Origin of the sequence: Streptosporangium sp. NPDC000239 (assembly GCF_040300765.1) — a bacterium.
Lineage (GTDB): Bacteria > Actinomycetota > Actinomycetes > Streptosporangiales > Streptosporangiaceae > Streptosporangium.
Genome location: NZ_JBEPEI010000005.1, coordinates 429,194 through 443,322, shown reverse-complemented (window position 1 = coordinate 443,322; position 14,129 = coordinate 429,194). Strand labels below are relative to the sequence as shown.

At 70.0% G+C, this 14,129-nt stretch carries 12 protein-coding genes; 5 read left to right on the top strand and 7 right to left on the bottom strand.

The window, feature by feature from the left end:
* Positions 1-45 precede the first annotated feature (45 nt).
* Positions 46-693, top strand: coding sequence for a TetR/AcrR family transcriptional regulator (locus ABT340_RS17105; RefSeq protein WP_352011695.1), 648 nt, complete (start codon positions 46-48; stop codon positions 691-693).
* Positions 694-697: 4 nt separating this feature from the next.
* Here ABT340_RS17105 and ABT340_RS17100 read toward each other — a convergent pair whose 3' ends face one another.
* Complete coding sequence (locus tag ABT340_RS17100) at positions 698-2,011, bottom strand: replication-associated recombination protein A (RefSeq protein WP_352011694.1); 1,314 nt, start codon at positions 2,009-2,011, stop codon at positions 698-700.
* Between the two features lie 38 nt (positions 2,012-2,049).
* On the bottom strand, positions 2,050-2,523 hold the full coding sequence (locus tag ABT340_RS17095) for a hypothetical protein (RefSeq protein WP_352011693.1): 474 nt from the start codon (positions 2,521-2,523) through the stop codon (positions 2,050-2,052).
* Between the two features lie 197 nt (positions 2,524-2,720).
* Between ABT340_RS17095 and ABT340_RS17090 the strand changes: the two genes are divergently transcribed.
* Together ABT340_RS17090 and ABT340_RS17085 are read left to right on the top strand one after the other, a co-directional pair.
* Complete coding sequence (locus tag ABT340_RS17090) at positions 2,721-3,623, top strand: peptidylprolyl isomerase (RefSeq protein WP_352011692.1); 903 nt, start codon at positions 2,721-2,723, stop codon at positions 3,621-3,623.
* Positions 3,624-3,790: 167 nt separating this feature from the next.
* On the top strand, positions 3,791-4,987 hold the full coding sequence (locus ABT340_RS17085) for a cytochrome P450 family protein (protein ID WP_352011691.1): 1,197 nt from the start codon (positions 3,791-3,793) through the stop codon (positions 4,985-4,987).
* A gap of 90 nt (positions 4,988-5,077) precedes the next feature.
* Here ABT340_RS17085 and aspS read toward each other — a convergent pair whose 3' ends face one another.
* Genes aspS through ABT340_RS17070 form a run of 3 tightly spaced genes read right to left on the bottom strand, consistent with a single transcriptional unit; the run spans position 5,078 to position 8,775 of the window.
* Positions 5,078-6,814: an aspartate--tRNA ligase gene (gene aspS, locus ABT340_RS17080; protein WP_352011690.1), complete on the bottom strand. Its 1,737-nt coding sequence runs from the start codon at positions 6,812-6,814 to the stop codon at positions 5,078-5,080.
* Positions 6,811-8,076 carry a histidine--tRNA ligase gene (gene hisS, locus ABT340_RS17075; protein WP_352011689.1) on the bottom strand — a complete coding sequence of 422 codons (1,266 nt, stop codon included), beginning with the start codon at positions 8,074-8,076 and terminating at the stop codon, positions 6,811-6,813. The genes aspS and hisS overlap by 4 nt, the downstream gene beginning before the upstream one ends.
* 3 nt (positions 8,077-8,079) lie before the next feature.
* A complete protein-coding gene (locus ABT340_RS17070; RefSeq protein WP_352011688.1) occupies positions 8,080-8,775 on the bottom strand; it encodes an MBL fold metallo-hydrolase in 696 nt (231 codons plus the stop codon).
* Positions 8,776-8,923: 148 nt separating this feature from the next.
* On the opposite strand from ABT340_RS17070, the gene ABT340_RS17065 reads away from it, so the two are divergent.
* Together ABT340_RS17065 and ABT340_RS17060 are read left to right on the top strand one after the other, a co-directional pair.
* Entirely contained in the window at positions 8,924-9,787 is an 864-nt protein-coding gene (locus ABT340_RS17065) for a peptidylprolyl isomerase (protein WP_352011687.1), read from the top strand.
* A gap of 60 nt (positions 9,788-9,847) precedes the next feature.
* Positions 9,848-11,077, top strand: coding sequence for a DUF349 domain-containing protein (locus ABT340_RS17060; RefSeq protein ID WP_352011686.1), 1,230 nt, complete (start codon positions 9,848-9,850; stop codon positions 11,075-11,077).
* Positions 11,078-11,159: 82 nt separating this feature from the next.
* Here ABT340_RS17060 and ABT340_RS17055 read toward each other — a convergent pair whose 3' ends face one another.
* The gene (locus ABT340_RS17055; RefSeq protein WP_352011685.1) at positions 11,160-13,352 is read right to left on the bottom strand and encodes a RelA/SpoT family protein; all 2,193 of its coding nucleotides are present in this window, start codon (positions 13,350-13,352) and stop codon (positions 11,160-11,162) included.
* Positions 13,353-13,591: 239 nt separating this feature from the next.
* Complete coding sequence (locus ABT340_RS17050) at positions 13,592-14,110, bottom strand: adenine phosphoribosyltransferase (RefSeq protein WP_352011684.1); 519 nt, start codon at positions 14,108-14,110, stop codon at positions 13,592-13,594.
* Positions 14,111-14,129 lie beyond the last annotated feature (19 nt).

The following is a 14,129-nucleotide window of genomic DNA, read 5'->3' as shown; positions in this document are numbered from 1 at the left end:
TAAACCGTATGATCGAAGAGATCGTCTTGGCAAGGGAGCGGTGAAGTGAACAAGCAGGCGGGCGCGGAGACCCGGGAGCGGCTGATCGAGGCCGCCGCCGAGACCGTGCGGACCGAGGGATACGCCGGGGCCAGCGCCCGTACCATCGCCAAGGCCGCCGGGGTCAACTCGGCGCTGGTCTTCTACCACTTCGGCGGGGTCGATCCGCTGCTGCTCGCCGCACTCGACCGCGCCTCCGAGCAGCGGATGACCGACTACCGCAGAGCCGTCGAGCGGGCCCGCACGCTGGAGGAGCTGGCCGAGATCGCCACCGCGATCTACCGGGCCGACCTGGAGGCGGGGCACATCACGCTCTTCTCCGAGCTCGTCGGCGCGAGCATCGCCAGGCCCGAGCTCAGGGCGGAGATCGTCAAACGCTCCGACCCGTGGATCGACTTCGTCGAGCAGACGCTGGAGCGGGTCATCGGCGGCTCACCCCTGGCCAGGCTCATGCCGCCCCGCGACCTCGCCTACGCCGCGATCACCTTCTACCTGGGCGTCAACCTCTTCACCCACCTTGACGCCGACCGCTCCCGCACCGACGCCCTGTTCACGCTGGCCCGCCGGGTCGCCCCCCGCGCCAGGCTGCTGACCGTGCGCTTCCCCCGCCGCGGACCTCGCGCCCGACGGCAGGACGGCGCGCCTCCCTCCTGAGGGGCTACTGGCCGCCGCGCAGGAAGGCGCGGATCCTGCTCCAGCGGTCGGCGAAGGCGGCCTCGGCTCCGTGCCGGGTCGGCCGGTAGTAGCGGCGGTCCCTAAGCTCGGCGGGGGCGTAGTCCTGGCGGACCAGGCCGTGCTCGAAGTCGTGCGGGTAGCGGTAGCCCTCACCGTGGCCGAGCCCCCGTGCCCCGGGGTAGTGCGCGTCGCGCAGGTGGGCGGGGACCTGGCCGATGTCGCCCCGCCGTACGTCCTGGGCGGCGGCGTCGATCGCGGTGATCACCGCGTTGGACTTGGGGGCGAGCGCGCAGTGGACGACCGCCTGGGCCAGGTTCAGGCGGCCCTCGGGCAGGCCGATGAACTCGACCGCCTGCGCCGCGGCCACCGCCACCTGCAGGCAGGTGGGATCGGCCATGCCGACGTCCTCCGAGGCGAAGATGACGATCCTTCGGGCGATGAACCTGGGGTCCTCCCCCGCCTCGACCATCCTGGCCAGATAGTGCAGCGCGGCGTCGGCGTCGGAGCCCCGCATGCTCTTGATGAAGGCGCTGACCACGTCGTAGTGCTGGTCGCCCTGGCGGTCGTAGCGCACGGCCGCCTTGTCGACCGCGCGCTCGACCACCTCGACGGTGATCTCGTCCTCGGCGATCAGCGCGGCCGCCTCCAGATAGGTGAGGGACCTGCGGGCGTCTCCCCCGGCCAGCCGTACCAGGTGCTCGACCGCCTCGGGCGCCAGCCGTACCCGACCGTCCAGGCCGCGCGGGTCGGCGGCGGCGCGTTCGAGTACGCCGCGGATGTCCTCCTCCGACAGCGACTCCAGGGTCAGCAGCAGCGAACGGGACAGCAGCGGCGAGATGACGGAGAAGAACGGGTTCTCCGTGGTCGCGCCGATGAAGGTGACCCAGCGGTTCTCGACGGCGGGCAGCAGGGCGTCCTGCTGGGCCTTGTTGAAGCGGTGCACCTCGTCGACGAACAGCACGGTCTGCCGCCCCGACATGCCCAGCTCGCGGCGGGCCTGCTCGATGGCGGCGCGGACCTCCTTGACCCCGGCGGAGACCGCGGAGACCTCGACGAAGCGGCGCTTGGTCACCCCCGCGACCACGTAGGCGAGGGTGGTCTTGCCCGTGCCCGGCGGCCCCCACAGGAACAGCGACATCGGGGCCTCGCCCTCGACGAGCCTGCGCAGCGGCGTGCCAGGCCCGAGCAGGTGACGCTGGCCGATCACCTCGTCCAGGCCACGGGGGCGCATCCGCACCGCCAGTGGCTCATGGCCGCGGTGGGCCTCCTCCGCCGCCGAGTCGAACAGGCTGTCCACGCTCAGACAGTACCGTCAGGGGGCGGGCTCCCGATCCCTCAGAAACCTCCCCAGACCGCGACGGCGCCGCTGTGGCCCGCCCTCACCACGTAGTAGCCGGCCACCACGGCCAGGACCACCGTCAGCGCGCGCAGCGCCGTCCCGACCCCCTTGGGCGCGCTCTCCGAACGCCCGGGACGCGTGAGCCGGACGAGACCGAGTGAGACCACTCCGAGCGCCAGTACGGCCAGCAGCAACGGGGTCGCGAAGCTCTCGTGCTCGGCGACGCGCTGCCCGAGCTCCCCGCTCGCCGAGGAGAAACGTCCCCTTTTGAGCTCCTCACCGCTCTGCCTGGCCGCGAAGACCGTCACGGGCGAGATGACCGCGAGCCCGACGACCGCCCAGGTCAGCACCGCGCGCGTGCGTGCGGCCAGGGCGTAGACGGCGGCCAGCACCACCAGCAGGGGCGTCAGGACCACGGCGGCGTGGACGATCAGCGGGTGGGCGGGCAGGCCCAGAATCTCGTCGAACATAGGGGGGCTCCGGTCATCGGCGGCGTCTGTGCAGGTGGGATCCCACCGTGAACGCTACCTGGAACGCGGCACTTCACCCGCGTCTTCCTCTCCTACCCCATCTGACGGATTCTGTCACTTACATCCATCACACGCCGAGGCGGGTACGCTTTCGCCCAGTCAATAGTCATGGAACAGCAATTCTGGAGGACGAAGCGGTGAGCGGCGAAGACCGCCAGAGCCAGCTGGCGCGGGAGCACAAGGAGCGGCAGGCCCAGCGGGCCCAGCAGACCGCCCAGCAGTCGACCGCAAAGTCGAGGCGGAACACCTTCATCGGAGCCGGCGTCGCGGTCGTCGTCGTGGCCGGAGGCCTGTTCGCCGCGACGAACCTCCTCGGCGGCAACGACCCCAAGCGCCCCGTCTCCTCGGAGAAGAGCGCGGCGGCCGACCCAAGTCAGGCCCCCGCCCTGCAGCCGTCGCCGACCCCCTCGGCGGAGCTGGCCAAGCTGACCTGCTCCTACCGCAAGGACACCAGCGGCAGCCCGGCCAAGTACGTGGGCATGCCCCCGGCCAAGCCCAACCTGAAGCTGAAGAACATGAAGATCACCACCAACCTCGGTGACATCGTGATCGAGCTCCAGACGGACCGGGCCCCCTGCGCGGTCAACTCCTTCGCCTTCCTGGCGAAGAAGAACTTCTTCGACAACACCAGGTGCCACCGCCTGGCCACGCCGGAGAACTCCGGGCTCGGCCTGCTGCAGTGCGGCGACCCGCAGGCCAAGGCCGACGGCAAGAACCCCACCGACGGCCAGGGCAGCTCGGGTTACGTCTTCAACGACGAGAACCTCGGCGGGCTGCCCTACACCAGGGGAACGGTCGCGCTGGCCCAGGCGGCCGAGGCGGCGAACCAGAACGGCAGCCAGTTCTGGATCTCCCTGTCGGACGAGACCGCCCAGCTGCAGCCCGACTACACGCCCCTCGGCACGGTCACGCAGGGCATGGACATCCTCGACAAGGTCTACAAGGGCGGCTGGATCGAGAACCCCAACGACATCACCGGCGACGGTGGCTCGAACGCCCCCAAGATCCCGGTGATCATCAAGGACGTTCAGCTCACCTAGGGCCACCTCGGAGGGCCTCGACGGGGGTGAGGTCCTTTCGTCGCAGGCTCGCTCGCACCGACATACCGGTCATCACGGCCACCATCTCGCACACGGCGGGCGAGCCGCGACCTCCCGGGCCAGACTGGAGGGGAACAGGATCCGATCCATCTCCCCGGGGGGCGCCGATGCCGGAGAAGTTACCTTTCGAGTTCATACTGAGCCCCGATCCGCACGCCGCCTGCGCCGCGCTCAGGGGGAAGGGCCCCGTCCATCCGGTCGACTTCCCTCCCGGCATGGGCGCCTTCCTGGTGCTCGACTACGAGCACGGCCGTCCCGCCCTCAACGACCCCCGCCTGGCCAAGAGCGTCTCCTGGGTGCCCGAGCCGTTCCGCGCGCGTTTCCACGCCGACAACCGGATCCTGGCCGGTAACATGCTCGACAGCGACCCTCCCGACCACACCCGGCTGCGCCGCCTGGTCTCCAAGGCCTTCACCCCCCGCAGGATCGAGGCCCTGCGCCCCCGCGTCCAGAAGATCGCCGACGACCTGGTCGACGCGATGCTCCCCAGGGGCGGGGCGGACCTGCTCGACGACTTCGCCTTCCCCCTGCCGATCACGGTGATCTGCGAACTGCTCGGCGTGCCCGTCGAGGACCAGGACGCCTTCCGCGACTGGTCCGGCACCCTCGTCGGCCCCGCGCTCAACGAGGAACAGGCCAGGCACCGCGGCGAGGTGAACCTCGCCGTCGGCGACTACTTCACCGCGATCATCGCCGAACGGCGGGCCGCCCCGCGTGACGACCTGGTCAGCGCGCTGGTCCTGGCCCGCGACGACGACGAACTGCTCGACGACCAGGAGCTCCTGGCGGGCCTGACGCTGCTGCTCATCGCCGGGCACGAGACCACGGTCAACCTGATCGGCAACGGCATGCTGGCCCTGCTGACCGCCCCCGAGCAGCTGAAGCTGTTACGGGAGCGGCCGGAACTGCTGCCGTCGGCGGTCGAGGAGTTCCTCCGGCACGACGGACCGGTCGAGCGTGCCACGTTCCGCTTCGCCACAGAGGATCTCGAACTCGCGGGAGTCCACATCCCGAAGGGCAGCGTGGTCCACATCCTGCTCGGCGCGGTCAACCGCGACCCCGAGGTCTTCCCCTGCCCCGACGTCCTGGACATCACCCGCGCGGACAACCGGCATGTGGCCTTCGGCCACGGCATCCACTTCTGCCTGGGCGCGCCGCTGGCCAGGCTCGAGGCGTCGATCGCCTTCGGGACGCTGCTGGAACGCCTGCCGGGCATCGAGCTGGACTGCGATCCCGCCGAGATCCGGTGGAACCTCAGCGGGTCACTCATCCGCGGCCTGCGCACGCTGCCCGTCCGCTTCTGACCCGCCGTGCCCGTACGGCCCGCAGCCGTACGAGCACGGCCCCGGGGCGTTGACCCCCGGAGCCGTGCCCCACCGGCCCTCAGGACCGTCTCAGGCGTCCGCCTTGGGCTTGGCGTCGACGCCCGCCTCCTTGCGCTGCTCGACCGTGATCGGGGTCGGCGCGCCCGTCAGCGGGTCGAAGCCGGAGGCCGTCTTCGGGAAGGCGATGACGTCACGGATCGAGTCGCCGCCGGAGAGCAGCATGCAGACCCGGTCCCAGCCGTAGGCGATGCCGCCGTGCGGCGGCGGGCCGTACTTGAACGCCTCGAGCAGGAAGCCGAACTTGCTCTCCGCCTCCTCCTTGGAGATGCCGAGCACGTCGAAGACGCGCTGCTGCATCTCGGCGCGGTGGATACGGATCGAGCCGCCGCCGATCTCCATGCCGTTGCAGACCATGTCGTAGGCGTAGGCGAGGGCCTCGCCCGGGTGGTCCTGGAAGTTGTCGGCCCACTCGGGCTTCGGACCGGTGAAGGGGTGGTGGACCGCGGTCCAGCCGCCCTCTCCGTCCTCCTCGAACATGGGCGCGTCGACGACCCACAGGAAGCTCCACGCCGACTCGTCGATCAGGCCGCAGCGGCGGCCGATCTCCAGCCGGGCCGCGCCGAGCAGGTCGCGGGAGGCGGCGGCCGTACCGGCGGCGAAGAAGATCGCGTCACCGGGCGCGGCGCCCGCCTTCGCGGCCAGGCCCGCGGTCTCGGTCTCCGACAGGTTCTTGGCCACCGGGCCGCCGAGCGTGCCGTCCTCGCCGACGAGGACGTAGGCCAGGCCCTTGGCGCCGCGCGACTTGGCCCACTCCTGCCAGCCGTCGAGCTCCTTACGGGTCTGCGAGGCACCGCCCGGCATCACCACGGCGCCGACGTAGGGCGCCTGGAAGACCCGGAAGGTCGTCTCGGCGAAGAACTCCGTCATCTCGACGAGTTCCTGGCCGAAGCGCAGGTCGGGCTTGTCCGAGCCGAAGCGGGACATGGCGTCGGCGTAGGTCATCCGGGGCAGCGGCGTCGGCAGCTCGTAGCCGATCGTCTCCTTCCAGACGCGGCCGATCAGCGCCTCGCCCAGCGCGATGACGTCGTCCTGGTCGACGAAGGACATCTCAACGTCGATCTGGGTGAACTCCGGCTGCCGGTCGGCGCGCAGGTCCTCGTCGCGGAAGCAGCGGGCGAGCTGGTAGTAGCGCTCCATGCCGCCGACCATGAGCAGCTGCTTGAACAGCTGGGGCGACTGCGGCAGGGCGTACCAGTTGCCCGGCTGGAGACGGACCGGCACCAGGAAGTCACGGGCGCCCTCGGGGGTCGACCGGGTGAGCGTGGGGGTCTCGATGTAGACGAACCCGTGCTCGTTCATCACCTCGTGGGCCAGGTAGGTGGCCTTGGAGCGCGCCCGCATGGCCTGGGCGACCTGCTGGCGGCGGATGTCGAGGTAGCGGTACTTCAGGCGGGCCTCCTCGGAGACCCCGGTGCCGCCCTCGATCGGGAAGGGCAGCGGCGCGGCCTCGCTGAGCACCTCGACCTCGGAGGCCACGACCTCGATCGCGCCGGTCGGCAGCTCGGGGTTCTCGTTGCCCTCGGGGCGGACCCGCACCTGCCCGACGACCTTGACGCAGTACTCGGCGCGCAGGCCGTGCGCGTCGTCCTCCTCGCGGAAGACCACCTGACAGGAGCCTGAGGCGTCGCGCAGGTCGATGAAGACCACGCCGCCGTGGTCACGGCGGCGCGCCACCCAACCGGCCAGCGTCACCTGCTGCCCGGCGTGCTCCTTGCGCAGTGATCCCGCTTCGTGCGTGCGGATCATTTCTCCAGTCTCTCCTTCAGGGTCGTGACGATCTCGGCGAGCGGTACGGCGCTCTGGTCGCCGCTGACCAGGTCCTTGACCTGGGCGGTCCCGGCGGCGATGTCCCGCTCGCCGAGGATGACGGCATAGCCCGCGCCCGACCGGTCGGCACCCTTCATGGCGGCCTTGACGCCCTTGCCTCCGAACGACATGTCGGCGTCGAGGCCCGCCCGGCGCAGCTCGGTGATGAGCAGGAACATCCGGCGGCGTGCCTCCTCGCCCAGCGGCACACCGTACACCTGGACGTGCGGGCCGTCCGCCTCGTCGTCGAGCAGCCCCTCGGCCTCCATGGCCAGCAGCGTCCTGTCGACGCCGAGCGCCCAGCCGACGCTGGGCAGCGCCGGGCCGCCGAGCATCTCGCTCAGTCCGTCGTAACGCCCCCCGCCGCCGACCGCGGACTGCGAGCCAAGCCCGCCGTGGACGAACTCGAACGTGGTGCGCGTGTAGTAGTCAAGCCCGCGCACCAGCCGGGGATCGTCGGTGTAGGCGACCCCGGAGGCGGTCAGCAGCGTGCGGACCTCCTCGTGGTAGGCCTTGCACTCCTCGCACAGGTGGTCGACGACCAGCGGGGCGCCCGCGAGCTGGGCCTGCACCTCGGGGCGTTTGTCGTCGAGCACCCGCAGCGGGTTGATCTCGATCCTGGCCCTGGTCGCCTCGTCGAGGTCGAGACCGCGCAGGAAGTCCTGCAGCGCGGCGCGGTAGGCGGGCCTGCAGACGCGGTCGCCCAGCGTGTTGAGCAGCAGCCTGACCCCGGTGAGGCCGAGCCCGGCGTAGCCCTCCGCGGCCAGCAGGATCAGCTCGGCGTCGAGGGCCGGGTCCTCCGCCCCCAGTGCCTCGGCCCCCACCTGCCAGAAGTGGCGGTAGCGGCCCTTCTGGGCGCGTTCGTAGCGGAACTGGCTGCCGGAGTACCAGAGCTTCACCGGAAGCCTGCCGTTGTGCAGGCCGTGCTGGAGGACCGCCCGCACGACCGACGCGGTGCCCTCGGGGCGCAGCGTGATCGAACGCCCGCCCTTGTCGGTGAAGGTGTACATCTCCTTGGAGACGATGTCGGTCGACTCGCCGACGCCGCGCACGAACAGCGCGGTGTCCTCGAAGACCGGCGTCTCGATGTAGCCGTACCCCGCCCGCCTGGCGGGGGCGGTCAGCGCCTCCCGGACGGCCAGCGCGCGCTCGGAGCGCGGCGGGAGCAGGTCGAAGGTGCCCTTGGGCGCCTGCAGAGTCATCTTCTAAAGTCCCCTGGTGGGACCGGCGTACGGCGCCGCCTCCGCCAAGTACGGATTGGTCGCGCGCTCGTGGCCGATCGTGGTCTGTGGTCCGTGTCCCGGCAGCACCACCGTCTCATCGGACAGCGGCAGGCACTTGGCCGCCAGGCTGCGCAGGATGGTCGGATAGTCCCCGCCGGGAAGGTCTGTGCGGCCTATGGAGCCGGCGAACAGCAGGTCTCCCGAGAACATCACCTCGGGGATCTCCCCGCTCCCGGGCAGCCTGAAAGCCACCGACCCCCTGGTATGGCCGGGGACGTGGTCGACCGTCAGCTCCATCCCGGCCAGGCTCAGCACCTCTCCGTCCGCCATCTCGCGCACGTCGTCGGGCTCGGAGAAGGTCAGCCCGCCGAACAGCTGCTGCCCGAAGGCCAGGGACATCCCCTTGATCGGGTCGGACAGCAGCTCCCGGTCCTCGGGGTGGATCCACGCGGGGATGTCACGCGCTCCGCAGACCGGGGCGACCGACCACATGTGATCGAGGTGGCCGTGGGTGAGCAGCACGGCGACCGGCTTCAGGCGATGCTCGCGCAGCAGGTCGTCCAGGTCGCCCACGGCGTTCTGACCGGGGTCGACGACGACGCACTCCTCGCCCGCGGCGGGAGCCACGGCGTAACAGTTGGTCTGAAACGACCCTGCGGGAAAGCCGGCGATGAGCATCTGCCTCAGCTGATCTCGTCAAGAAAACGGATGGGAATGTAACCGAAGGGTACCGGTGCGGGTCGGCGGGCTGCGAACCATTACCCATTGGCCGATACGATTCGCCCACCTCAATAAGTGATACTCCGGCACTCGGGAGGGCGAAGTGGTGAGCGGCAAGGACCGCCAGAAGCAACTGGCCCGCGAGCACTACGAACGGCAGATGCAGCGGCGCGCCGAACGTGAGTCGCGTATGAAGCGCAATGCGATCATCGGCACGAGTGTGACCGTCGTGGTGCTCGTCGGCGGTGTGATCGCCGCGATGTCCCTGCTCGGAGGTGGTGGAACGTCCCCGGCGACCGCCGCCTCGGGCACCCCGTCCGCGCCCGCGAGCCCGGCTGAGACGGGCACCGGCGCCAAGCCGGCGGCCTTCGACCCCGCGGCGGGCACCTGTGGTTACGTCGCCGAGACCGAGGGCGGACCGGCCAAGAACGTCGGCCTGCCTCCGGCGAAGGTGGACACCACGCCGAAGACGATGACCCTGAAGACCAACCTGGGCGACATCGTCATCGCGGTCTCGGCGGAGAAGACCCCCTGCACGGTCAACTCCTTCGCGTTCCTGGCCGGGAAGAAGTACTTCAACGGCTCCAAGTGCCACCGTCTCGGTTCCGAGCAGTTCCCCGTGCTCCAGTGCGGCGACCCGCTGGCCAAGGCCGACGGCAAGAACCCGACCGACGGCCAGGGCGGCCCGGGGTACCGTTTCGTCAACGAGAACCTCGAAGGCGCGAAGTACACCCGCGGTGTCGTGGCCATGGCCAACAGCGGCCCGGACACCAACGGCAGCCAGTTCTTCATCGTCTACGGCGACGCCCAGCTGTCTCCGGACTACACCCCGTTCGGCACGGTCACCAAGGGCCTGGACATCCTCGACAAGGTGAACAAGGCGGGTGTCATCACCCCGGGCCCGGACGGCACCGGCGCCCCGAAGGAAACCGTGGAAATCAAAGACGTGACAATGTCCGACAAGAGCTGACGTAATACATCCAAGAGGCGGATAGCCTCGAAAGGCTGATGAAAGTTGCGGGAGGACACGGTGAGCACCGACCCGTGGGGCCGGGTAGACGACGACGGCACCGTCTACGTGCGTACGGCTGAGGGAGAACGGGCCGTCGGGTCCTGGCAGGCCGGCGAACCGGAAGAGGCTCTGGCCTACTTCCACCGCAAGTTCGACGAGCTGGCCGGGCAGGTCACGCTGCTTGAGCAGCGGGTCCGCGGCACGGATCTGCCGCCCGCCCAGGCGGAGGCGACGATCGTCAAGCTCCGCGAGGCGATCGTCGACGCGCACGCGGTCGGCGATCTCGACGGGCTGCTGGGCCGCCTCAACAGCCTCACGGAGCTGGTCTCCCAGCGCCGCGAGGAGGTCAAGGCCGCCCGCGACGTGGCTCGCGCCGAGGCCAGGGGCGTCAAGGAACGCATCGTCGCCGAGGCCGAGCGCATCGCCGACGACACCACCCACTGGAAGACCGGTGGGGAGCGGCTGCGCCAGCTCGTCGAGGAGTGGAAGGCCGCCGAGCGCATCGACCGGGTGACCGAGGCGGCGCTGTGGAAGCGCCTGTCCGCGGCCCGTACGGCCTTCGCCAAGCGGCGCAAGGCCTACTTCGCCGGGCTCGACGAGCAGCGCGAGGGCGTGCGTTCGGCCAAGGAACGCATCGTCGTCGAGGCGGAGGCGCTGGCCTCCTCGACCGACTGGGGCGCGACGGCCTCCGCCTACCGCGAGCTGATGCAGCAGTGGAAGGCGGCCGGCCGGGCCTCGCGTGAGGTCGAGGACGAGCTGTGGGGCCGTTTCAAGGGCGCCCAGGACCAGTTCTTCCAGGCCCGTTCGGCGGTCTTCGCCGAGCGTGACGCCTCGCTGGCGGCCAACGCCGAGGTCAAGGAGCAGCTGCTGGCCGAGGCCGAGAAGATCCTTCCGGTCTCCGACGCCCGCGTCGCCAGGAACGCCCTGCGTGGCCTCCTGGAGCGCTGGGAGGAGGCCGGCCCGGTCCCGCGCGAGCAGCGTGACCGGCTTGAGGGCGGTCTGCGCAAGATCGACGAGGCGGTCCGCAAGGCCGAGGAGGCCGAGTGGAAGCGGTCCAACCCCGAGGCCCGCGCCCGCGCGCAGAACACGGTCGACCAGCTGCGCAAGTCGATCGGGCAGCTTGAGGGCCGTCTGGCCAAGGCCCAGGCGGCCGGCAGGGACAAGGAGGCCAAGGACGCCGAGGAGGCCCTGACCGCCCGCCGTTCCTGGCTTGAGGAGGCCGAGCGCACGCTCGCCGAGTTCTCCTGACCCTCCGGCGCCAAAACGGGGGACGCTCCTTTCCGGAGCGTCCCCCGTTTCGCTGTATGGCCCGGGGCGGGCCTGAGAGGGCCTAGGAGGCGCCGCTCACCCGGTAGACGTCGTAGACGCCCTGGATGTTGCGTACGGCCTTCAGCACGTGCCCCAGGTGCTTGGGGTCGCCCATCTCGAAGGTGAACCTGCTGATCGCCACCCGGTCCTTCGAGGTCGTCACCGACGCCGACAGGATGTTGACGTGCTGGTCGGACAGGGTCCGGGTGACGTCGGACAGCAGGCGCGGCCGGTCGAGCGCCTCGACCTGGAGCGCCACGAGGAACACCGAGTCCTCCGCGGCCGACCAGGAGACCTCGACCAGGCGGTCGGGCTCTGACCTCAGCTGCTGCACGTTGGGGCAGTTGGTGCGGTGCACCGAGACGCCGTGGCCGCGGGTGACGAAGCCGATGATCTCGTCTCCGGGGACCGGGGTGCAGCAGCGCGACAGCCGTACCCAGACGTCGGAGTCGCCCGCGACGACCACGCCCGCGCCGCCCCGGCCGCGGGGACGGCCGCGCAGCTTCGTCGGCACCGAGACCTCGGCGATGTCCTCCTCGGCGCCCTCGACCCCTCCGAGGGAGTGCACGAGCTTCTGCACGACCGCCTGGGCGGCCACGTGGCCCTCTCCGACGGCCGCGTAGAGCGCCGAGACGTCCGCGTAGTGCAGGTCCCTGGCGAGCACCAGGAGGGACTCTCCGGACATCAGGCGCTGCAGCGGCAGGCCCTGCTTGCGCATCGCCCTGCCGATGGCCTCCTTGCCCGCCTCGATCGCGGTCTCGCGGCGCTCCTTGGAGAACCACTGCCGGATCTTGTTGCGGGCCCGGCCCGACTTGACGAACTTGAGCCAGTCACGGGAGGGACCGGCGTCCGGCGACTTGGAGGTGAAGATCTCCACGGTGTCGCCGTTGCCGAGCCGCGACTCCAGCGGCACGAGACGGCCGTTGACCCGGGCCCCGATGCAGCGGTGGCCGACCTCGGTGTGCACGGCGTAGGCGAAGTCGACCGGGGTCCCGCCCTCGGGAAGCGCGATCACCTGACCGCGGGGGGTGAAGACGTAGACCTCGGAGACCGACAGGTCGAACCTCAGCGACTCAAGGAACTCGCCCGGGTCGGCGGTCTCCTTCTGCCAGTCGAGGAGCTGCCTGAGCCAGGCCATGTCGCTGGCCGGCTTGAGCTTCGCCCCGGGCGGGCCCGAGGTGGTCATGTCCTCCTTGTACTTCCAGTGCGCCGCCACGCCGTACTCGGCCCTGTGGTGCATGCCGTGGGTGCGGATCTGCAGCTCGACGGGCTTGCCCTCGGGGCCGATGACCGTGGTGTGCAGCGACTGGTACATGTTGAACTTGGGCATCGCGATGTAGTCCTTGAACCGGCCGGGCACCGGGTTCCATCGCGCGTGAATCGTTCCCAGGGCGGCGTAGCAGTCGCGGACCGTGTCGACCAGCACCCGGATGCCGACCAGGTCGTAGATGTCGTCGAAGGCGACATCCCTGGCGATCATCTTCTGGTAGACCGAGTAGTAGTGCTTCGGGCGCCCCTTGACCACCGCGCGGATCTTGGCCTCGCGCAGGTCTCCGGAGACCTTCTCGATGACCTCCTGCAGGAACAGGTCCCTGCGCGGGGCACGCTCGGAGACCATGCGGGCGATCTCGTCGTAGCGCTTGGGGTAGAGCATGGCGAACGCGAGGTCCTCAAGCTCCCACTTGATGGTGTTCATGCCGAGGCGGTGGGCGAGCGGCGCGAAGATCTCCAGTGTCTCCCGGGACTTCTGCTGCCGCTTGTGCTCGGGCAGGTAGCGCATGGTGCGCATGTTGTGCAGCCGGTCGGCGAGCTTGATCACCAGCACCCGGATGTCGCGGGACATCGCCACGACCATCTTGCGGACGGTCTCGGCCTGGGCGGCGTCGCCGTACTTGACCTTGTCGAGCTTGGTGACGCCGTCGACCAGCAGGGCGATGTTGTCGCCGAAGTCCTTGCGCAGCTCGTCGAGGCCGTAGGCGGTGTCCTCGACGGTGTCGTGCAGCAGCGCGGCGCACAGCGTCTCGTCGTCGGTGCCCAGCTCGGCCAGGATCGTCGCGACCGCGAGCGGGTGGGTGATGTAGGGATCACCGCTCTTACGCTTCTGATCACGGTGGTGGTAGGCGGCCACGTCGTAGGCGCGCTCGATGAGCCGCAGATCCGCCTTCGGATGCGTCGCGCGGACCGTCCGGAAGAGCGGCTCAAGCACCGGGTTCATGGCGCCACCCCATTGCCCCCCAAAACGCGCGAGCCTACGCCTTACCGCAGGCCTGTCCTCGGTGGCTCCGGACATGGCGGAACCGGCATCGCCTGCCGGGACGGCCGTCTCGGGACCGCCACCGTCGGCGGTCACGTCGGGGACGACCACATCACGGGGCACTCAGACTCCTCACGTTCGAGTCCAGATCCCCCCAGTGTATCCAGACTGGCCAGGATGCCTTCCCCGGCGGGGTGGGATCAGACAATCACCAGGGAATGCACCTCGACGCCGTCCAGCCGTTCCCGTCCTTTGAGGAAGGCCAGCTCCATGAGCACGGCGATGGCGACGACGTCGGCGCCCGCCCTGCGGACCAGCTCCACCGCCGCACGCGCCGTACCGCCGGTGGCGAGCACGTCGTCGATGATCAGGACGCGTTCCCCTGGGGTGAAGGCGTCTCGATGGACCTCGATGGTGGCGGAGCCGTACTCCAGATCGTAGGACGCCTCAAGGGTTTCCGCGGGCAGTTTGCCTTTCTTGCGCACCGGAACGAAGCCCGCGCCCGCCCGATAGGCCGCGGGAGCGGCCAGGATGAAGCCTCTGGCCTCGATCCCGACGACCTTGTCGACCTGGTGGAGCCCGGCGAAACCGTCGATCACGGCGGCCAGGGCCTCAGGATCGGCGAGCAACGGGGTGATGTCCTTGAAGAGGACGCCGGGCTGGGGGTAGTCGCGGATGTCCCGGACGTGGTCCAGGATCAGCCTGCTCAGGTCACTCATCGTCGCTCCCTCAAGGAAA